Below are 20,252 nucleotides of genomic sequence, written 5' to 3' on the forward strand. Positions count from 1 at the left end.
TGCCCGGAAAGTTACGCCAACAGGCTTGCCACAAAGTTTTCAGGTAGCCTGTTCGGCTGTCTCTGCCGCTGCTGTGGCGGCTTCCATTTGGGCCAGCTGCGCTGCCACGCCCTGCTCGATTTTCGCCATCGAACCGGCTTTCACTTCGTGGTAAGCCTCCAACAAAGCATAGCGGAAGCCTTCCGCATCCGTGCCGCCGTGGCTTTTGATCACGATGCCGCGCAAGCCGAGGAAAATCGCGCCGTTGAATTTGCGCGGATCCAAGCGGTTTTTAAAACCTTTCAAGGTCGGCAGGGCCAACAGGGCGCCCAATTTGTTGATCCAGCTGCGGCTGAATTCCTCTTTGATCACGCCGCCGATAAATTTAACCGCGCCTTCGATGGCCTTCAATACGGCATTGCCGGTGAAACCGTCGGCCACCACCACGTCCACCTCGCCGCCGAACACGGCATTGCCTTCTACATTACCGACGAAATTGAGCGGGCTGTTGTTCAACAAGGTGTAGGTTTCCTTAATCACGCCGCTGCCTTTGATGTCTTCGGTGCCCACATTGAGCAGGCCGATGCGCGGGCGGCCGCGCTCGGGATAGAGCGCACCCACCAGCTCGCTGCCCATCACGGCAAACTGCACCAGCTGTTCGGCAGTGCAATCCACATTGGCGCCCAAATCGAGCATCAGCGTGAGGCTGCCGCCTTTGGAGGGCATAAACTTGGCAATCGCCGGCCGGTCGATGCCCGGCAGGGTTTTCAACACAAAGCGGGCGGTGGCCATTAACGCACCCGTGTTGCCGGCCGACACCGCCGCCTGGGCGTGGCCGTCTTTCACCTGCTGCACCGCCAGTCGCATGGAAGAATGTTTCTTGTTTTTCAATGCGGACTGCGGCGCTTCGTCCATGCCCACCACTTCGGCGGCATGCACGATGCTCAGACGGGGATGGTCGGCCTGCGAGCCGAGACCGGCCCGAACACGCGCTTCGTCGCCCACCAACACCAGCGACACATCGGTTTTTTCGGCCAAAAATGCGGTCACCGCCGGCAGGGTAACCTGCAGGCCCTCGTCACCGCCCATGGCATCTACTGCCAGTGTAATCATTGCATTATCCATCTTGCTGTTCGAATACTGCCCGAATGCCGGGCAGCGTGTGCGTGTTTTGTTTGGTCGCGCCGAAAACCCGGCGCCGCTTCAGGCTACCTGAAAACCGTTTCAGGCACATGAAAGCGCTCAGGCCGACGCTTTGCCGGCCGCTGCCTGCGCATTGTGGGCGTCGATGTCTTCGGCATCCCACGGATAATTGATCCACAAATCTTCGGTTACCAAGCCGCTGAAATAGGGCAAGCCTTCGGGCAGCACGCCTTTTTTGGCTTTGATTTTCTCATGCAATACGGCCACGCCGATCACGCCGAGATCTTCTTTTTGCAGTTCGCGCAGGCAGAATTCGAGCGTTACGCGGCTGTCGTCCACCTCGTCCACCACCAGCACGTTTTTGCCTTTCAGGCATTGCGGCAGCGGATCGAGCCATTGGATTTTGCTGATTTCATTGCGTGTGCCGTAATCGGCATCATTCAGATAATAAGCGGTGGTCACCGCATAAATCGGGATATTCAGATAGCAGCGCAGCATGCGTGCCGGGATGAAACCGCCGCCGCCGATGGCAATCATGGCATCGTAGGCCGTACCGGATGCCTGCACTTTTGCCGCCAGATTTCGGATGGCGCGGTGAATGTCGTCGTAGGTATACCAAATTTTTTCCGGCATGATGGTTTCCTCGTTCTGAAACGCTGTGCGGCCGAATGCAACGGCCCGAATACAAAAAAGCCAGCAATTGCACGGGCAATCTTCTGGCTTTTGCTGCCTTCAATCAGGCCTTATTCGTCCTTGGCTTTCACCACTTTACGGCCGCGGTACATGCCGTTGGGGGAAATGTGGTGCGGGCGGTGTACTTCGCCGGTGGCGCTGTCCACAGACAGAGCAGGCGCAGTCAGCGCATCGTGAGAACGGTGCATACCGCGTTTAGAGGGAGATTTTTTGTTTTGTTGAACGGCCATGTCTAGCTCCTGAAAATAAAAATACTTAGCGGCTGTTTTTCAGCCCTGCCAAAACGGCAAAAGGATTGGGTTTGCTGTTTTGATTGATGTCCGCCAATGCCTGATTGCTGCAGTCTTCATGGCGCGGCGAATAGGGCACCGCCATCAGCAGCTGGTCTTCCAGCAGCTCCGCCACATCCAGCTCGGGCGACAACAGCATGCCTTCCAACTCATCGTCGGCCAGCATCGCTTCATCGAGAGCCGCCTCGTCGGCAAACAGCACAATGTGCGCCTGCTCATCCAAAGCCACAGACATCGGCTGCAGACAGCGCTGGCAAACCAAAGGCAGATCGGCCGACACCGCCAAATCCAAATAAGGGCGTTGCCAACGGTCCACACCGCCCTGCAAACGGAACGCCACCTTGGCCTCATTGGAAGCCAAGTATTCGTGTGCGGCCACCCGCTCGTGCAAATCGGCCAGCGCCACTTCGCCTTCCAGGCTCTGCCGCTCGCGCGCAAACGCGGCCGGATCAATCAAAATAGGGTCTAACATAAACGCGCCATGATATAATTTTGCCGCTTTAGCGTCAAATGTTTTTCACTTTCTCATCCGCTCCGTTTCCGCCGTCATGTCTGCACCGCTCCCCCTGATTTTGGCCTCCACTTCCGTCTTCCGCCAACAACAGTTGCGCACCCTCGGCCTGCCTTTCGATACCGCCCGCCCCGACTGCGACGAAACCCCGCTGCCGGGCGAATCAGCCGCCGACACCGCCCTGCGCCTGGCCTGCGGCAAAGCCCGCTCGCTGGCTGCAACTTATCCGCAACACCTGATCATCGGCGCCGATCAAGTGGCCTGGTGCAACGGCCACCAGCTCGGCAAACCGATGAGCGTCGCCAAAGCACAACAAATGCTGGCCGAATTATCCGGCCGCCGCATCGAGTTTTACAGCGCCCTCTGCCTCCTCAACAGCGCCAGCGGCCGCCTGCAGCAGCACACCGACCACACCGTGGTGCACATGCGCCCGCTGAGCGCCGCGCAAATCGAAGGCTACCTGAAACGCGAACCCGACGCCGTTTATTGCGCCGGCGCCGCCAAAAGCGAAGGTCTAGGCAGCGCCCTGATCGAGCGCATCGACAGCACCGACCCCAACGCCCTCATCGGCCTGCCGGTGTTCAAACTGGTGGACTTCCTGCATGCCGAAGGCATCACTGTGTTGTAAATCCAACCCCATTCCCGCACAAGGCTACCTGAAATGCCCCCTACCCTCTATCTGATTCCCACCCCGCTGGGCACGTCCGACACCCCCTGCCTCCTACCACACGAGCAGGCGCAGATTACCGGCCTGACCGACTTCGTCGTCGAAGCCGAAAAAACCGCCCGCGCCCATCTGAAACACCTCGGCGTGCACACCCCCATCCGCGAACTCAATCTGTGCACCTTAAACGAACATACCGACCCGCGCAGCCTGCCCGAGTTGTTGCAACCGCTGCACCAAGGCCGCAGCCTCGGCCTGCTCAGCGAAGCCGGCTGCCCCGCCGTGGCCGACCCCGGCGCACAGCTGGTGGCGCTGGCCCATCAGGCCGGATTCGCCGTGCAACCCCTGGTCGGCCCCTCCAGCATCCTGCTCGCCCTGATGGCTTCCGGCAGCAACGGCCAATCGTTTGCCTTCAAAGGTTATCTGCCCACCGACAAACAAGAACGCACAGGCTACCTGAAAGCCCTGGAAAAACGCTCGCGCGAGCAAAACGAAACCCAAATCTTCATCGAAACGCCCTACCGCAACAACGCCCTCTTGGCCGACGCCCTCACCGCGCTGCACCCCGCCACCCGCCTCACCGCCGCCTGCGACCTCACCCTGCCGAGCCAAACCATCGTCAGCCGCAGCGTGGCCGACTGGAAAAAACTGCCGCAACTGCCCGATCTGCACAAACGGCCGGCCATTTTCGTGCTGTATGCAGGATAAACACCCAGGCCTTATAATCGCCTCCCGCCCATCTTTCAGGTAGCCCGCCAAACGCACCAGGCTACCTGAAACCCACAGGAAACCGCCCATGTCCGCCTCCCTGCCCATCAGCGTTACCATGCCGGTGAAAAACGCCGAAAAATACCTGGCCCAAAGCCTGAGCGCGCTGGCCGGTTTCGACGAAATCATTGTTTTGGACAACGGCTCCACCGACCGCACGCCCGACATCGCCGCTTCCTTTCCCAACGTGCGCCTGTACCACAGCCCCTTCATCGGCTTCGGCCCGCTGAAAAACCGCGCCGCCGAACTGGCCCGCCACGATTGGATTCTCAACATCGACAGCGACGAAATCGTTACCCCCGAACTGATGGCCGAAATCCGCAGCCTCCCGCTCGACCGGCCGCACACCGTCTTCACCCTACCCCGCCTCAACCACTACCGCGGCCGCCCGATCACCACCTGCGGCTGGTCGCCCGACCCCGTGCGCCGGCTCTACCACAAAGCCGCCGTCCGCTTTAACAACCGCCGCGTCCACGAATCGCTGGAGCTGCCCGAGCAGGCCGAAATCCGCCACCTCCCCAGCCCCCTGCTGCATTACTCCTTCGACGGCGCCGCCGACTTAATCGACAAAATGCAGCGCTACACCAGCCTGTTTGCCGAACAGCAGCAGTTCCGCAAACGCACGTCTGTTGCCGCCGCCGTCGGCCACGGCCTGGCCGCCTTCATCAAAAGCTATGTCTTCAAACGCGGTTTTCTTTCGGGCGGCGACGGCTGGGTGATCTCCGCCGCCAACGCCATGGGTGCCTACTACAAATACGTCAAGCTGAACGAAGCCAACCAAAGGCTCGGCGTTTCCCTGATCATCACCACCTACAACCGCCCCGATGCTTTGGAAGCGGTGTTGCAGTCGGTAAAAGCCCAAAAGCGGTTGCCCGACGAAGTGCTGGTGGCCGACGACGGCTCGGGCGAAGCCACAGCCGAGCTGATCCGCCGCCAGCAGACAGATTTTCCCGTGCCGCTGCACCATATCTGGCAACCCGACGACGGCTTCCGCCTGGCCGAATCGCGCAACCGGGCGCTGGCCGCCGCCCGCGGCGACTATATCGTGATGATAGACGGCGACATGGTGCTGCACCCTCAATTCATTGCCGACCATGTTCGCGCCGCCCGCAAAGGCCTGTTCGTGCAAGGCAGCCGCGTGGTGCTCACCGAAGGCAAAACCGCCGAACTGCTGGCCGACCCTTCGGCCTACCGCGTGTTGAAATGGTACGAAAAAGGCTTGGAAAAACGCTGGGAAAAACGCCTGTCGGCCTGCCGCCTGCCCTGGCTCTCCGCTGCCGTGCTGAAAAAAGAAAAAACCGGCTGGTTCCACGGCATCCGCGGCTGCAATATGGGCTTTTTCCGCAGCGACGCGCTGGCCGTCAACGGCTTCAACAACGACTTTGTCGGCTGGGGGCGCGAAGACAGCGAATTTGTCGCCCGCCTGTTCAACCGCGGCGGCAAACGGGCCAACCTGAAATTCGCCGCCGTCGCCTATCATCTCTACCACCCCGAAGCGCCGCGCGCCGCCCTGCCGGAAAACGACAAACTGCTGGAGCAGGCCGTTGCCGGCCGGCTGACACGCTGCGAACGCGGCGTAAACGTATTTCTGCCGCCGGAACCAGCCACCCAAGCCGATTCCGACCATACCTAAACTTTCAGGTAGCCTCCACGCACTAGCGCAAGCCGCCTGAACACACTCTCCTGCCTTCATCACCGCTTTTCAGGTAGCCCCATGCCCCTATCCCCGCCCATTCTGGCCGTTACCTCCGGCGAACCCGCCGGCATCGGCCCCGACATCTGTCTCGGCTTGGCCGCCGCCGAGCTGCCCTGCCGCTGCGTGGTGCTCGGCGACCAACACCTGCTAGCCGAACGCGCCCGCGTGCTCGGCCTCAACACCGCCATCCGGCCTTTCTGCCCCGAACAAGCACCGCCCGCCGGCGTTTTGGAAGTGCTGCACACCCCATTACACGCGCCCTGCCGGGCCGGCGTGTTGGATGCCGCCAACGCCGCCTATGTTTTGGCCCTGCTCGACCGCGCCTACGACGGCATCCGCAGCGGCCTGTTTGCCGGCATGGTTACCGCCCCGCTGCACAAAGGCATCATCAACGACGCCGGCGTGCCGTTCAGCGGACACACCGAATACCTGGCCGACAAAAGCGGCACCCCGCAAGTGGTGATGATGCTGGCCGGCGGCGGCTTGCGCGTGGCGCTGGCCACCACCCACCTGCCGCTGAAAGACGTGCCCGCCGCCCTCAGCCGGCAATTGCTGCGCTCGGTGCTCGACATTCTTTATCATGATTTGCAGCAGAAATTCGGCCTGGCCGCACCGCGGATTCTGGTGGCCGGCCTCAACCCGCACGCCGGCGAACAAGGACATTTGGGGCGCGAAGAAATCGACATCATCGAACCCGAGCTGGCCGAGCTGCGCCGCCAAGGCCGGGACATCCGCGGCCCCTTCCCCGCCGACACCCTGTTCCAACCCTTTATGCTGCAAGAGGCCGACGCCGTGCTCGCCATGTATCACGACCAAGGCCTGCCGGTATTGAAATACGCCTCCTTCGGCCAAGGCGTCAATATCACCCTCGGCCTGCCCTTCGTGCGCACCTCGGTCGACCACGGCACCGCCCTCAGCCTCGCCGGCAGCGGCCGTGCCGACGGCGGCAGCCTGCTCGCCGCCGTGCAGACCGCCTGGGAGATGGTGCGCCGCCGCTAAGCACCGGCCCGACTACCGCTTGCCGTTTTCAGGTAGCCTGCCGCGCCATCGACCACAGGCTGAGACCGCAAAGCCCCGCTTTATTCACAAGGAGAAACCATGCCCGCCTACTACCAAGCCATCGGCCGCGAACAGCGCAGCGACGGCAGCAGCGTCGCCCATTACCGCAGCACCGAACACGCCCAAGGCGCTTGGAACGAACACGAGCAGCACATGGCGCCCGCCACCGGCCTGCTCACCCGCGAGCTCGAACGCCACGCTCCGGCCGATCATCTGCGCATCGGCCGCATCAGCCTCGACATCCTCGGCCTGATTCCCTTCGGCGAATTCAGCATCGTCACCCGCACCCTGCGCCCCGGCCGCACCATCGAGCTGGTCGAAGCACAAATGGAAGCCGGCGGCCGTCCCTGCCTCACCGCCCGCGCCTGGCGCATGCAAACCGGCGACACCCGCGCGGTGGCCGGCTTGGAAGATGCCCCGGTCGCCCTGCCGCACGAACTGCCCGATTTTCCGGACATGGGCCACTGGCAAGGCGGCTACATCCGCTCCATCAGCCTGCGCGACGGCGGCCGGCGCAACGGCCAGGGCCTGGTTTGGCTCACCAACCAAACCGATATGGTGGAAGGCGAACCCACCGACGATTTCGTGCGCCTGATGGGCTTGGTGGACACCGCCAACGGCATTGTGCCGCGCACCGGCCTGCCCGCCCGCGATTGGGCCTTCCCCAATATCGACCTGCAAATCCACCTCTACCGCCGTCCCCAAGGCGCTTGGCTCGGCCTGCAAACCACCCAACAGTTCGGCAGCGACGGCATCGGCCTCACCAGCAGCGTGCTGCACGACCTGCACGGCCCCTTCGGCCACAGCAAGCAGATTCTCACCATCCGCCCGATGCCCTAAGAAGCGGTGCCAACAAAAAAGGCTACCTGAAAGCCTTTCAGGTAGCCTCTTGCATATCCATAAGGCAATCAGCGCAGCTCTTTCGGCAGCACAAACACAATGCTTTCCGCCTCGCCCTCGCCTTCGATAACCGCTTCGTGCCCCCAGCCGCGGATGGTGGCGATCACTTCCTGCACCAGCACTTCCGGCGCCGACGCGCCCGCGGTCACGCCCACGCGGTTTTTGCCGACAAACCATTCGGCTTTCAGGTAGCCCGCATTGTCCACCATATAGGCATCCACGCCGCGCAGGGCAGCCACTTCGCGCAAACGGTTGCTGTTGGAGGAATTGGGCGAACCCACCACTATCACGATATCGCACTCGGCCGCCAGTTGCTTCACCGCTTCTTGGCGGTTGGTGGTGGCGTAGCAGATGTCTTCTTTATGCGGGCTGCGGATGTGCGGGAAACGGGCTTTCAGCGCCTCGATGATGTCGCGCGTTTCGTCCACCGACAAAGTGGTCTGGCTCACGTGAGCCAGCTTTTCGCTGTCGCGCACGGCCAGTTTGGCCACGTCGTCCACGGTTTCCACCAGCAGCATGGCGCCCGGCGACAGCTGGCCCATGGTGCCTTCCACTTCGGGGTGGCCGGCATGGCCGATCATGATGATCTGATAGCCCTGCTCGTCCAAACGCGCCACTTCTTTGTGCACCTTGGTGACCAGCGGGCAGGTGGCGTCGAACACGCGGAAACCGCGTTCGGCGGCTTCCTGCTGCACGGCTTTGGATACGCCGTGGGCGGAATAAATCAAGGTGGCGCCTTCGGGCACGTCGCTCAATTCCTCAATGAACACCGCGCCTTTTTCGCGCAGATTGTCCACCACAAATTTATTGTGTACCACTTCATGGCGCACATAGATGGGCGCGCCGTATTCTTCCAGTGCGCGCTCGACAATATTGATGGCGCGGTCCACGCCGGCGCAAAAGCCGCGCGGATTGGCCAGGACAATGGTTTTGCTCATTGATATCGGATCCGTGTGTGTTTCAGGTAGCCTGTTGCCGCTTTTCCCGGCGCGCCTCTTGAATACCGGCCCACACAAACAGGGCGGCACCGACGCAGATAAAGCTGTCGGCAATATTGAAGGCGGGGTAATAATGATTGCGCCAATACACCAGCAGGAAATCGACCACATGGCCGTAGAGCAGCCGGTCGATCACATTGCCGATTGCCCCGCCCATAATCATGGCCGCCGCCCAGGCAGACCATCCGCGAAACTCGCGCTTCAGAATGTTGCGGCCCAAATACAGGCAGACAACCACGGCGAAGCCGGTGAAAAAATATTTCTGCCAGCCGCCGGCATCGGCCAGAAAACTGAACGCCGCGCCGGGATTGTAAACGTGGGTCAAATCAAAGAAACCGTTAATCACAGGCAGCCGCGCCTGAAACGGAATATGGTTCAACACCATGATTTTGGTGATTTGGTCGGCCGCAACGGCCAAGACGGCCAAAACAAAATACGGCCACAAAGGCGGGCGGGAAACGGTGGAGTGACTCATGAATGCGGTATCGCCGAAAAAGGAAGCGCATTCTACTATAAAGTGTCGGCCGGGTCTGCCCGGCACTCCGGAACAAGGAGGCTTGCGCGCGAATTTATTTTTGATTATGATGCAGGAACGAAATTTATTCTCAATTATTTGCCCGTCCATCGGGTTTTGTGGAGAAGATCATGTTCGTCTGTGTCTGCAACGCCATTACCGACCGCCAAATTCAGGAAACCGTGGCCGCCGGCGCCACCACCTTGAACGACCTGCAAAACAGCTTGGGCGTGGCCACCTGTTGCGGCTGCTGCGCCGATTTGGCCTCCTCTTACCTGAATGCCAACCATGCCGACGGCCAGCTGAACGCCGGCGGCAGCATCAATCTCCAACGCTGACCCGGCCCGATGGCCGGCAGCGGCATTTAGCCGTCTGCAAGCAAAAGAAAATAAGCGCGCCGCCTGTTAAACCGACAGGCGGCGCGCCACATTGACAGCTTGAGACCTTTGCAAAACCTCCAGATGTGGATGCAGTTCAAGGCGTAGCAGCACAGCAAGCGAAGACATATCATATAGATAGGCAAGCGAGCGAGCAGCGCACAACGCAGAAATGCGCCGCAGATGGGGGTTTTGCAAAGGTCTCAGCCCGCAGCAAGCCGTTCGCTCAGCTGCTTTTTCGCCCCTTCTCCGGCAACAAAAACTCAGGGCTGCTCTGCAAAGAGGCCATGGCCGCCCGGATAATGCGCGGTGCGGTTTGGCTGACGGAAAACTGCTCGGGCATATTCATCCAAATATCAATCAGGCCGCCGATAACCGACATCATATAAGTGACGGCCAAGCTGCGGTCTAAGTTTTCCGGCAGTTTTTTCTGCGCCAAACTCAGTTCCAGCACCTGGCAAAGCTGGCGCCGCCACATGTCTTGGTAACTGCGCATGATTTTGACGATGGAATGGTTCTGCTCGGTATATTCGCATTTGGTATGCAACACGTTGCAGAATTTTCGGAATACTTCGTCCGACTCCAAACGCACGAAAATATTGATGGTGGCCTCTTCCCAGCTTTGCCAGATGTCCGGCGAGCCGCGCTCGATGTCTTCGGCCAATTGGGCGGAAATCTCGGTAAACATCTGCTGAAAGAGACTCTCGAACAAATCTTCTTTATTCTTGAAGTGCCAATACAGCGCGCCTCGGGTGACACCGGCATTTTGCGCAATCTCGTTCAAAGAAGAACGCGTCATGCCGCGCAAATAGAAGGTATCTAATGCTGCTTTCAGCAGGTGCTGGCGCGTTTTTTGGGCTTCGATTTTGGTTTTTCTCATGGCTGTGCCAAACTCGTTTGGTAGGAAGTGGTTCACGGGATTGTGTCATGCACAGCCTGCCTTGTCCAAACCGTTTCGCCCAAACGGCCAACGCGCCGTCGCGCCGCTGCCACACCTGAAGAATTGGCGTGGCAAAGCATACATCGTTGTATGTATAATGCGCCGACTTGATTTTACAACCGGCTGCTCCGAACCGCGCGGGGCGGCCTAAACCGGTTGGGCCGCCCCTTTTTCAGGTAGCCTGACCGGCAAATCTTTCCAATCCGAACTGTTGCGGAACAACTGACATCAACAAGGTAATCAAACATGGCATACATCAAACCGTTTGGACAATCCGCTGTGCGTTGGCACATTCTGGCCGTGGCCGCCGCGCTGGCCTTGGCGGCCTGCGGCGGCGACAAAAAAGCGCAACAGGGCGAGAAAAAACCGCCGGTGGTCGGCGTGACCACCGTTAAGGCCGAAGACATCACCGTCCGCACCGAATTGCCCGGCCGTCTGGAGCCGCACCGCTCGTCGGAAGTCCGCGCCCAAGTCAGCGGCATTATTTTGCGCCGCCTGTTCCAGGAAGGCAGCCATGTGCAGGCCGGCCAAGTGTTGTACCAATTGGATGATGCCGCCTATGCCGCCGGTTTGGAAAGCGCCCGCGCACAGCTGTCCTCCGCCGAAGCGGCGCTGGCCAAAGCCAATGCCGACCTGGCCCGTTACCGCCCGCTGGTAGAGGCGGATGCCATCAGCAAACAGGAATATGACGCCGCCGTGGCCGCCAAACGGGCGGCCGAAGCCAATGTGAGCGCTGCCCGTGCCGCCATCCGCTCGGCGCGGGTCAATGTGAACCATGCCCGCATCACCGCGCCGATTTCCGGTTACATCGGTCGCTCCGAAGTATCGGAAGGCAATTTGGTTACGGCCGGCGGGGCAACCGTACTGGCCAGAATCCAGCAAACCCATCCGATGTATGTGAATGTCACCCAATCGGCCGCCGAAACCATGAAGCTGCGCCGCGAAATCGCCGAAGGCCGCATGGTGGCGGTTAACGGCGCGGTGGAAGTGGACATCCTGCTGGAAGACGGCAGCGTGTATCCGCAAAAAGGCCGTCTCTTGTTCGCCGACCCCACGGTAGATCAAAAAACCGGCCAAGTGGCTTTGCGGGTAGAAGTGCCGAACGAAGACAACATCCTGCTGCCCGGCCTGTATGTGCGCGCCAGCCTGCCGCAGGCGCAAATCAACCGTGCTTATAAAGTGCCGCAACAGGCGGTTACCCGCGGCAAAACCGATACCGTGATGGTGGTCAACGCCGAGGGCAGCCTGCAACCGAAACCGGTCACCATTTCCGGCCAAGACGGCAGCCATTGGATTGTGACCGACGGCCTGCAGGACGGCGACAAAGTGGTGGTGAACGGCACCATGATTGCCGGCATGCTCGGCGCGGAAAAGGTACAGCCGCAAGAAGTGGGCGCGGCCTCCGAACCTGCGCTTCAGGTAGCCCCCGCCTCCGACGCCCAAGCCGCCTCGGCCGCAAAATAAAGGGGCAGGCACATGGCTAAATTCTTTATCGACCGCCCGGTATTCGCCTGGGTGATTTCCATCTTCATCATTCTGGCCGGCGTGTTTGCCATCAAAAAACTGCCGGTGTCCCAATATCCTTCGGTGGCCGCACCCACCATCACGCTCAACGCCACCTATCCCGGCGCGTCCGCCCAAGTGATGGAAGACAGCGTATTGGCGGTCATCGAACGCAGCATGAACGGCGTGGAAGGGCTGGACTATATGTCCACTTCCGCCGATTCCAGCGGCTCCGGCTCGGTCACCCTCACCTTCCAGCCCGATGTGGACGAAGACTTCGCACAAATGAATGTGCAAAACAAACTGTCCGAAGTGCTGTCCACCCTGCCGGCCACGGTGCAGCAATATGGGGTAACCGTTTCTAAATCGCGCTCCAACTTTCTCATGGTCTTGGCCATTTCTTCGGAAAGCCAAGACTTGTCCGAAATGGCCGACTACACCCAGCGCAATATTGTGCCGGAGCTGCAACGCCTAGAAGGCGTGGGCGCGGTGCGCATGTTTGCCGCCCAGCGCGCGATGCGGGTATGGGTGGATCCGGCCAAACTGCAAAGTTTCAATCTGTCGTTTGCCGACGTCTCCGCCGCCATCAGCGCGCAAAACGCTCAGATTTCCGCCGGCTCGCTCGGCTCCCTGCCGGCGGCCCAAGGTCAGGCCATCACCGCCACCATCACTGCGGAAGGCCAACTCAGTACGCCTGAAGAATTCGGCAACGTCATACTCAGAAGCACCGGCAGCGGCGCCAATGTTTATCTGCGCGATGTGGCGCGGGTGGAAATCGGTTCCGAAAGCTACAGTTCGGGCACCCGCCTCAACGGCCGGCCGATGGTGGGCGTGGCCGTGATGCTGTCCAACAGCGGCAACGCCACCGCCACCGCCAAACTGGTGCGCGAGCGCATGGAAAAGCTGCAGGCCTTCTTCCCGGGCGACATGAAATGGTCGGCCCCCTACGACACCTCCACCTTTGTGGACATCTCCATCAAAAAAGTGGTGTACACCTTGGGCGAAGCCATGCTGTTGGTATTCGCGGTGATGTTTATTTTCCTGCAAAACATCCGCTACACCCTGATCCCCACTATTGTGGTGCCGATCTCCCTGCTCGGCGCCTTTGCCGGCATCTACTACTTGGGGATGTCGATCAATGTGCTGACCATGTTTGCCATGGTGCTGGTGATCGGCATTGTGGTGGACGATGCGATTGTGGTGGTGGAAAACGTAGAGCGCATCATGGCCGAAGAAGGCCTGCCGCCGCTGCCGGCCACCCGCAAAGCCATGGGGCAGATTTCCGGCGCCGTGATCGGCATTACCGCAGTGCTGGTATCGGTGTTTATTCCGCTGGCCTTTTTCAGCGGCGCCACCGGCAACATCTACCGCCAGTTCGCCCTCACCATGGCCATTGCCATCAGCTTCTCCGCCTTCTTGGCGCTCACCCTGACCCCGGCTTTGTGCGCCACCATGCTCAAGCCGATAGCCAAAGGCCACCATGAAGAGAAAAAAGGCGTTTTCGGCTGGTTCAACCGCAAATTCGACCGCATGACCCAACGCTACTCCACCCGCGTGCAAAAGCTGCTGCGCCGCAGCGGCCGCATGATGCTGGTTTGGGCGGCGATGACCGCCATCGGCCTGTTTGTGTTCACCCGCATCCCCACTTCCTTCCTGCCTTCTGAAGACCAAGGCTACATCATGGTCAGCATGCAGTTGCCGGCCGGCGCCTCCAAAGAGCGCACCGACGCCACCATTGCGGCTGTGGAAGGCGTGCTGCGCGACACGCCCGAAGTGCAGGACATGATCACCATTTCCGGCTTCAGCTTCTTCGGCAGCGGCCAAAATATGGCCATGGGTTTCGTGATGCTGAAAAACTGGGACGACCGCCCCGGCATCGCCAGCGAAGCCTCGATTGTTTCCCGCATCATCACCGGCAAGCTGATGATGAGCGGCGCGGTAAAAGACGGTTTTGCCATTGCCGTCAATCCGCCGCCCATCAGCGAATTGGGCAACAGCGGCTTAGAATTTTACCTGCAAGACCGCAACAACTCCGGCCATGACGCGCTGCTGAATGCCCGCAACCAACTGCTGGCCAAAATGCGCGGCAACCCCATGTTTACCGACAGCCGCGCTTCCGGCCTGGAAGACTCGCCGCAACTGAAACTGGAGATCGACCGCCACGCCGCCGCCGCCCAAGGCATCAATATGGCGGCCATCCGCACCACCTTGGCAGCGGCCTTGGGCGGCGCCTATGTCAACGACTTCCCCAACAAAGGCCGTTTGCAGAAAGTGATGGTACAGGCCGACGTGGCCACCCGCATGCAGCCGGAAGGCATTCTGGCCCTGACCGTGCCGAACGGCGAAGGCACCGCCGTGCCCTTGTCCACCGTGATGAAGGCGGAGTGGACCACCGGCATGGAGCAAAGCACCCGCTTCAACGGCTACCCCGCCATGGCCTTGAGCAGCGGCGTGGGCAGCGGTTACGCCAGCGGCGACGCGATGGCGGAAATCGAACGCCTGGCTGCCGAACTGGAAGGCGGTTACAGCGTGGAGTGGAAAGGACAGGCGCGCGAACAGGCCAAAGGTTCCACCCAAACCACTTTGCTGTACGCTTTCGCCATCTTGGCCGTCTTCCTGGTATTGGCGGCTCTGTATGAGAGCTGGTCGGTGCCCTTGGCGGTGATTCTCGTGGTGCCCTTGGGCTTCCTCGGCATCGTGCTCGGCGTGGCCGGCCGCAATCTCGTCAACGGTACGCTGGGCATTCCGATTTTCTACCTCAACGACATCTATTTCCAAGTCGGCCTGATTACCGTCATCGGTTTGAGCGCGAAAAACGCGATTCTGATTATTGAGTTCGCCAAAGACCTGCAGGCCCAAGGCAGAAGCGCCTTGGAAGCGGCGGTAGAAGCGGCGCACCTGCGTTTCCGCCCGATTCTGATGACTTCCTTCGCCTTCATCTTGGGCGTGGTGCCGCTGTACTTCGCCTCCGGCGCCAGCTCGGCCAGCCAACGCGCCATCGGCACCACTGTGTTCTGGGGCATGAGCATCGGCACCCTGCTGTCGGTATTCCTGGTGCCGGTGTTTTATGTGGTGGTGCGTAAGCTGTTCCCGGGCAAGCCCCGTGCCGACGGCATCACCGGCGCCGATCAGCCTCACCAGCCACATTAAACCACGATTGTTCAGGTAGCCTTCCGCTGCATACCAAAGGCCACCTGAAAGCTTTAACACCTATGGTTTCAGGTAGCCCGCACCTGAATGGAGGCTACCTGAAACCCCGGAAATGCATTTATGAAAACCTTATCCGCTCCTTTATCCGCCGCCCTGGCTGCCGCCGTTCTCTCGGCCTGCACGCTGGCGCCCGATTACCAACAGCCCCAAGTGGAGGTGCCCGCCACCTTCCGTTACGACTACGCCGCCGGCCAAACACCGGCTGCCGCCGTCGGCTGGGCCGACTACTTCGCCGACCCGCGCCTCCACAGCCTAATCGAGCTGGCACTGGCCAACAACCCCGACTTGCGCATGGCCGCACTGAACGCCGAAGCCGTCCGCGCCCAATACGCCATCACCCGTTCCGCCTCCCTGCCCGGCCTCAACGCCACCGCAGCCGGCAACCGCGCCCGCATCGCGCAAGACCTCAGCCCCAGCGGCCAATCCTATATTGCCGCTTCTTATTCCGTCGGCTTGGGCGTGGCCGCCTACGAACTCGATCTATTCGGCAAAGCCCGCAGCAACAATCAGGCCGCCCTGCAGGGCTATTTCAGCAGCCAAGCCGCCCGCGATGCCGCCCAGCTGAGCCTGGTGGCCGCCGTGGCCAAAGCCTATTTCAACGAACGCTATGCCGAAGAATCCATCAAGCTGACCGAACAGGTGCTGCAAAGCCGCCAGGAAAGCTACCGCCTCTATCAGCTGCAACACCGCGCCGGCGTGATTTCTGCCGTGAATCTGCGCGAAATGGAAGCCCTCATCGAATCGGCCAAGGCCGACCATGCCGCCGCCGTGCGGGCGCGCGAACAGGCGCGCAACGCCTTGGTGGTGCTGATCAACCGCCCGCTGCCCGATCATCTGCCGGCCGGCTTGCCCTTGTCGCGCCAATTCCGCATCAGCCGCCTGCCCGCCGGACTGGTCTCCGAAGTGATGCAAAACCGCCCCGACATCCGTGCCGCCGAACACAATCTGCGCCAAGCCAACGCCAACATCGGCGCCGCCCGCGCCGCCTTCTTCCCCAGCATCAGCCTCACCGGCAGCATCGGCACCGGCAGCAACGATTTGGGCAATCTGTTCAGCGGTGCCAACCGCACTTGGGCCTTCTCGCCCACCATCCACCTGCCCATCTTCAACTGGGGCCGCCTGAGCGCCAGCTTAGACGTGGCTCAAATCCGCCAACATTCCGCCGTGGCCGCCTACGAAAAAGCGGTGCAATCGGCTTTCCAAGACGTTGCCAATGCCTTAGTGGCGCGGGAAACCCTGCAGCAGCAATATGAAGCCAACCTGCACACCCAAAAAGCCTATAACGACCGACTGCGCCTGATCCGCCTGCGCTACCGCCACGGCGTTTCCAGCTCGCTCGATGTTTTGGATGCCGAACGCAGCAGCTACGCCGCCGACGCCGCCGTGCTGGGCAACCAGCTGAAGATGTTGGAAAACCTGGCCGATCTGTATAAAGCCTTGGGCGGCGGCCTCAAGCAGCGCAGCGCCCCAAGCGCCCAATAGGCTGAGACCCTTGCACCCCCCATCTGCGGCGCATTTCTGCCTTGTGCGTTTATGCTCTATGGGTACTGCTCGCCCGCTTGCCTTGAACGGCATCCACATCTGGCGGTGTTGCCCAGGTCTCAGGCTACCTGAAAACGCTCGGCGTACGGCGTTGTTTGTTAAACGCAACAATTTCCGGCCGCACCATGGCGTTTTCAGGTAGCCTCATCGTCGCCTGCTTGAATCCGATATGTTTTTTATGGTATAAACCGCGTTTTACTTTTTTAGAAGTTTGGAGATTAACCATGGCACGAGTTTGCAAAGTGACCGGCAAGCGCCCGATGTCCGGCCACAACGTATCACACGCCAACAACAAAACCAAACGTCGTTTTTTGCCGAATCTGCAAACACGCCGTTTTTGGGTTGAAAGCGAAAACCGCTGGGTGCGTCTGCGCATTTCCAATGCCGCCCTACGCACCATCGACAAAGTCGGCATCGACGCCGTTCTGGCTGACCTGCGCGCTCGCGGCGAAGCTTAATTTTCACCCTTGCCCCTAAGGAAACAGAACAATGCGCGACAAAATCAAATTGGAATCATCTGCCGGTACCGGTCACTTCTACACCACGACCAAAAACAAACGCACCATGCCCGGCAAACTGGAAATCAAAAAATTCGATCCGGTTGCCCGCAAGCACGTGATGTACAAAGAAACCAAATTGAAATAATCCTCTTGGATTCAACCGAGCCTCCGCCATGCGGAGGCTTTTTTGCGGCCGGATTTCCCCTCCTACACCTATGTAAAGAAAACGCAGGCGGCAATTAAATTGGATTAAAATCCGCCCGTTTGAAACCATGTGGACCGCATCGCCGCCAAACGGCCCGCAACAGCACCACAGCATGACAGACAATCAAAAGGACCCCTTTAGATGACAGACGAATTCATCCCGTGGCTGACCGCTCAAGTCAACAAGCTCAACGGATTGCTATGGAACGAAGTGCTGATTATTCTGCTAATCGGCACCGGCCTCTTTTTCACCCTCTACACCGGTTTCGTGCAAATCCGCATGTTTGCGCCCAGCGTGCGCGAGATGCTGGGCGGACGGCATGCCGAAAAAGGCGCCCAAAGCATTACCCCGTTTCAGGCCTTCGTGACCGGATTGGCCAGCCGCGTCGGCATGGGCAACGTGGTCGGCGTCTCCATCGCCATCACCTCCGCCCGCAACCCCGAACTGGGGCTGACCGGCGCCGGCGCGGTGTTCTGGATGTGGATCACCGCCTTGGTCGGCATGAGCTCGGCCTTTGCCGAATCCTCGCTGGCCCAGCTGTTTAAAGTGCGCGACGCCGAAACCGGCCGTTTCCGCGGCGGCCCGGCCTATTACATCAGCCAAGGCCTGAAACAAAAATGGATGGCCGTGCTTTTTTCTCTGAGCCTGATTGCCACCTTCGGTTTCGTGTTCAATGCCCTGCAAGCCAATGTGATTGCCGATGCCGCCCAGCTGGCTTGGGGCATCGACAAACCCATGATGGGCGGCCTGCTGGTTTTGGCCACCGCGCCGATTATTTTCGGCGGCATTAAACGTGTGGCGCAGATTGCCTCCGGCCTGGTGCCGTTTATGGCGGCCTTATGGTTGTTGATTGCCTTGTATGTGATCATCACCAACATCGGCGAAGTGCCGCGCGTATTCGAATTGATCGTCAGCGAAGCGCTGGACTTCCGTTCCGTCGGCTCCGGCTTCTTGGGCGGCCTTATTTCGATTGCCATGATGAACGGTGTCAAACGCGGCCTTTATTCAAATGAAGCCGGCATGGGTTCCGCTCCGAACGCCGCCGCCGCCGCCGACACCAAACACCCGGCCAGCCAAGGCCTGATTCAGATGCTGGGCGTGTTTGTGGACACCCTGATCATCTGCTCCTGCTCGGCTTTCATCATCCTACTGGCCGACAATCTGGATCCGGCCCTCAAAGGCGCACAAATCACCCAAGCCGCCCTGCAACAACAAATCGGCAGCATCGCGCCGCATTTGCTGGCCGTTTTGCTGTTCCTGTTCGCCTTCACCACCATCATCGGCAACTACGCCTATGCCGAGAGCAATGTGCAATTCATGCGCAACAACCCCTCTGTGGTGCTGATTTTCCGCCTGCTGGTATTGGGCATGGTGTTCTTCGGCGCCGCCCAAGAGCTCGGCCTGGTGTTGGATTTGGCCGATTTGTCGATGGGCATCATGGCGCTGATCAACCTGATCGCCATCCTCTGGCTATCGCCCTACGTGAAACTGCTGCTTACTGACTACCGCAACCAGCTCAAGCGCGGCAAAACGCCGGAATTCAAAATTGCCGAACACCCCGGCCTGAACCGGAAAATCAAATCCGATATTTGGTAAACCCTGCGGTACAACAGGCTACCTGAAAAGCCCCTACGCTTTTCAGGTAGCCTTTTTTACAGACAAACCTCATCGTCCCCCTTTCTCACCGCTTCACCGACTCCGCACCATCTCAGTTTTCTTCGCCCGGCATGATATCTATCGGCCACAGTCACCACCCAACCGGCTTCAACACCAGCTCCTGCTCATCCTGATTCATCCATATCCCTTTCATCGCCCACACCTCACCAATATATTTGAAAATAATTTGCATTCAATATATTTAGAGTTCTATAATCAAATCTTCGTTCACAAGGATTCCGCCCATGCTGATCGCCCTACTGATTACCCTGCGCGAAGGCATAGAAGCTGCCCTGATTGTCGGCATCGTGGCCGGCTTTTTAAAGCAGTCCGGCTACACCCACCTGATGCCCAAAGTTTGGCTGGGCGTGGGCCTGGCGGCTTTGTTGTGCATCGGTTTGGGCTGGGTCATCCACCGTCAAACCGGCGAAATCCCTCAGAAACAGCAGGAATTGGTGGTCGGCCTGATCGGCCTGGTGGCTGTCGGCCTGCTCACTTATATGATTTTATGGATGCAGAAAGCCGCCCGTTCCATGAAACAAGAGCTGCAACAGTCAGTACAAACCGCCCTGCAGCGCGGCAACGGCCACGGCTGGGCGTTGGTGGGCATGGCCTTTTTGGCCGTGGCGCGCGAAGGTTTGGAAAGCGTGTTTTTCCTACTCGCCGTTTTCCAGCAAAGCCCGAGCTGGCATATGCCGCTAGGCGCGGTTTTGGGCTTGGTGCTGGCCGTCGTCATCGGCTGGCTGATTTATCAGGGCGGCATGCGCATCAATCTGGCCAAATTTTTCCGTTGGACCGGCGTGTTCCTGATTTTTGTGGCCGCCGGTTTGTTTGCCGGCGCCTTCCGCGCTCTGCATGAAGCCGGCGTTTGGAATCTTTGGCAGGTCAACCCGTTCGATTGGTCTTCTCCGATGCCGCTGGACTGGTCGGCCTATCTGCACGAAGACAGCCCCTTGGGGGTGTTGCTGGGCGGCTTTTTCGGCTATACCCACCACCCGCTGCTCAGCGATTTCGTGCTGTACTTCGCCTACCTGGTTCCCGTTTTATACCTGTTTTTACGCGGCAGCCGCCCGGCGGCCGCCTCTCCTGAACCTGTCCGATAAA

20 protein-coding genes are annotated in these 20,252 nt (G+C 59.9%); 13 read left to right on the forward strand and 7 right to left on the reverse strand.

Translation table 11 applies throughout. The features are described 5' to 3' along the window. Window positions 1-39: 39 nt before the first annotated feature. From plsX to HMPREF9371_RS05185, 4 genes are all read right to left on the reverse strand, one after another. Window positions 40-1,092, reverse strand: a complete 1,053-nt coding sequence (plsX, locus tag HMPREF9371_RS05170; protein ID WP_040660202.1) for a phosphate acyltransferase PlsX — start codon at window positions 1,090-1,092, stop codon at window positions 40-42. Between the two features lie 129 nt (window positions 1,093-1,221). After that, on the reverse strand, window positions 1,222-1,755 hold the full coding sequence (locus tag HMPREF9371_RS05175) for a phosphoribosyltransferase (protein ID WP_009118909.1): 534 nt from the start codon (window positions 1,753-1,755) through the stop codon (window positions 1,222-1,224). Between the two features lie 110 nt (window positions 1,756-1,865). After that, on the reverse strand, window positions 1,866-2,045 hold the full coding sequence (gene rpmF, locus HMPREF9371_RS05180) for a 50S ribosomal protein L32 (protein WP_009118910.1): 180 nt from the start codon (window positions 2,043-2,045) through the stop codon (window positions 1,866-1,868). Between the two features lie 25 nt (window positions 2,046-2,070). Next, a complete protein-coding gene (locus tag HMPREF9371_RS05185; RefSeq protein WP_009118911.1) occupies window positions 2,071-2,577 on the reverse strand; it encodes a YceD family protein in 507 nt (168 codons plus the stop codon). Between the two features lie 76 nt (window positions 2,578-2,653). On the opposite strand from HMPREF9371_RS05185, the gene HMPREF9371_RS05190 reads away from it, so the two are divergent. The 5 genes from HMPREF9371_RS05190 (at window position 2,654) to HMPREF9371_RS05210 (ending at window position 7,643) form a co-directional block, all read left to right on the forward strand. After that, a complete protein-coding gene (locus HMPREF9371_RS05190) occupies window positions 2,654-3,244 on the forward strand; it encodes a Maf family protein (protein ID WP_009118912.1) in 591 nt (196 codons plus the stop codon). Between the two features lie 33 nt (window positions 3,245-3,277). Further along, a complete protein-coding gene (locus tag HMPREF9371_RS05195) occupies window positions 3,278-3,988 on the forward strand; it encodes an SAM-dependent methyltransferase (RefSeq protein ID WP_009118913.1) in 711 nt (236 codons plus the stop codon). An 88-nt stretch (window positions 3,989-4,076) separates the two neighbouring features. Next, the gene (locus tag HMPREF9371_RS05200; RefSeq protein ID WP_009118914.1) at window positions 4,077-5,681 is read left to right on the forward strand and encodes a glycosyltransferase family 2 protein; all 1,605 of its coding nucleotides are present in this window, start codon (window positions 4,077-4,079) and stop codon (window positions 5,679-5,681) included. A gap of 81 nt (window positions 5,682-5,762) precedes the next feature. Beyond that, a complete protein-coding gene (gene pdxA / locus HMPREF9371_RS05205) occupies window positions 5,763-6,743 on the forward strand; it encodes a 4-hydroxythreonine-4-phosphate dehydrogenase PdxA (protein ID WP_009118915.1) in 981 nt (326 codons plus the stop codon). Window positions 6,744-6,842: 99 nt separating this feature from the next. Then, complete coding sequence (locus tag HMPREF9371_RS05210) at window positions 6,843-7,643, forward strand: thioesterase family protein (protein ID WP_009118916.1); 801 nt, start codon at window positions 6,843-6,845, stop codon at window positions 7,641-7,643. A 68-nt stretch (window positions 7,644-7,711) separates the two neighbouring features. Here the strand turns inward: HMPREF9371_RS05210 and ispH are convergent, their stop codons facing one another. After that, complete coding sequence (gene ispH, locus HMPREF9371_RS05215) at window positions 7,712-8,641, reverse strand: 4-hydroxy-3-methylbut-2-enyl diphosphate reductase (protein WP_009118917.1); 930 nt, start codon at window positions 8,639-8,641, stop codon at window positions 7,712-7,714. A gap of 22 nt (window positions 8,642-8,663) precedes the next feature. Further along, entirely contained in the window at window positions 8,664-9,176 is a 513-nt protein-coding gene (gene lspA / locus HMPREF9371_RS05220) for a signal peptidase II (protein ID WP_040660205.1), read from the reverse strand. Between the two features lie 170 nt (window positions 9,177-9,346). Between lspA and HMPREF9371_RS05225 the strand changes: the two genes are divergently transcribed. Next, entirely contained in the window at window positions 9,347-9,553 is a 207-nt protein-coding gene (locus HMPREF9371_RS05225; protein WP_009118919.1) for a (2Fe-2S)-binding protein, read from the forward strand. A 265-nt stretch (window positions 9,554-9,818) separates the two neighbouring features. Here the strand turns inward: HMPREF9371_RS05225 and mtrR are convergent, their stop codons facing one another. Further along, a complete protein-coding gene (gene mtrR, locus HMPREF9371_RS05230) occupies window positions 9,819-10,472 on the reverse strand; it encodes a multidrug efflux system transcriptional repressor MtrR (protein ID WP_009118921.1) in 654 nt (217 codons plus the stop codon). A gap of 306 nt (window positions 10,473-10,778) precedes the next feature. Between mtrR and HMPREF9371_RS05235 the strand changes: the two genes are divergently transcribed. From HMPREF9371_RS05235 to efeU, 7 genes are all read left to right on the forward strand, one after another. Then, entirely contained in the window at window positions 10,779-11,996 is a 1,218-nt protein-coding gene (locus HMPREF9371_RS05235; protein WP_009118922.1) for an efflux RND transporter periplasmic adaptor subunit, read from the forward strand. 12 nt (window positions 11,997-12,008) lie between these two features. Then, window positions 12,009-15,185 (forward strand): efflux RND transporter permease subunit, encoded by a 3,177-nt coding sequence (locus tag HMPREF9371_RS05240; protein ID WP_009118923.1) that lies wholly within the window; start codon window positions 12,009-12,011, stop codon window positions 15,183-15,185. Between the two features lie 120 nt (window positions 15,186-15,305). After that, window positions 15,306-16,727 (forward strand): efflux transporter outer membrane subunit, encoded by a 1,422-nt coding sequence (locus HMPREF9371_RS05245; RefSeq protein ID WP_009118924.1) that lies wholly within the window; start codon window positions 15,306-15,308, stop codon window positions 16,725-16,727. A gap of 284 nt (window positions 16,728-17,011) precedes the next feature. Continuing rightward, window positions 17,012-17,245: a 50S ribosomal protein L28 gene (gene rpmB, locus HMPREF9371_RS05250; RefSeq protein WP_040660207.1), complete on the forward strand. Its 234-nt coding sequence runs from the start codon at window positions 17,012-17,014 to the stop codon at window positions 17,243-17,245. A gap of 31 nt (window positions 17,246-17,276) precedes the next feature. Continuing rightward, complete coding sequence (gene rpmG / locus HMPREF9371_RS05255; protein WP_009117634.1) at window positions 17,277-17,432, forward strand: 50S ribosomal protein L33; 156 nt, start codon at window positions 17,277-17,279, stop codon at window positions 17,430-17,432. 201 nt (window positions 17,433-17,633) lie between these two features. After that, a complete protein-coding gene (locus HMPREF9371_RS05260) occupies window positions 17,634-19,088 on the forward strand; it encodes an alanine/glycine:cation symporter family protein (RefSeq protein ID WP_009118926.1) in 1,455 nt (484 codons plus the stop codon). A gap of 305 nt (window positions 19,089-19,393) precedes the next feature. Beyond that, complete coding sequence (gene efeU / locus HMPREF9371_RS05265; RefSeq protein WP_009118927.1) at window positions 19,394-20,251, forward strand: iron uptake transporter permease EfeU; 858 nt, start codon at window positions 19,394-19,396, stop codon at window positions 20,249-20,251. Window position 20,252: the final 1 nt, after the last annotated feature.

It is taken from the genome of Neisseria shayeganii 871 (genome assembly GCF_000226875.1).
In the GTDB taxonomy this organism is placed as follows: domain Bacteria; phylum Pseudomonadota; class Gammaproteobacteria; order Burkholderiales; family Neisseriaceae; genus Eikenella; species Eikenella shayeganii.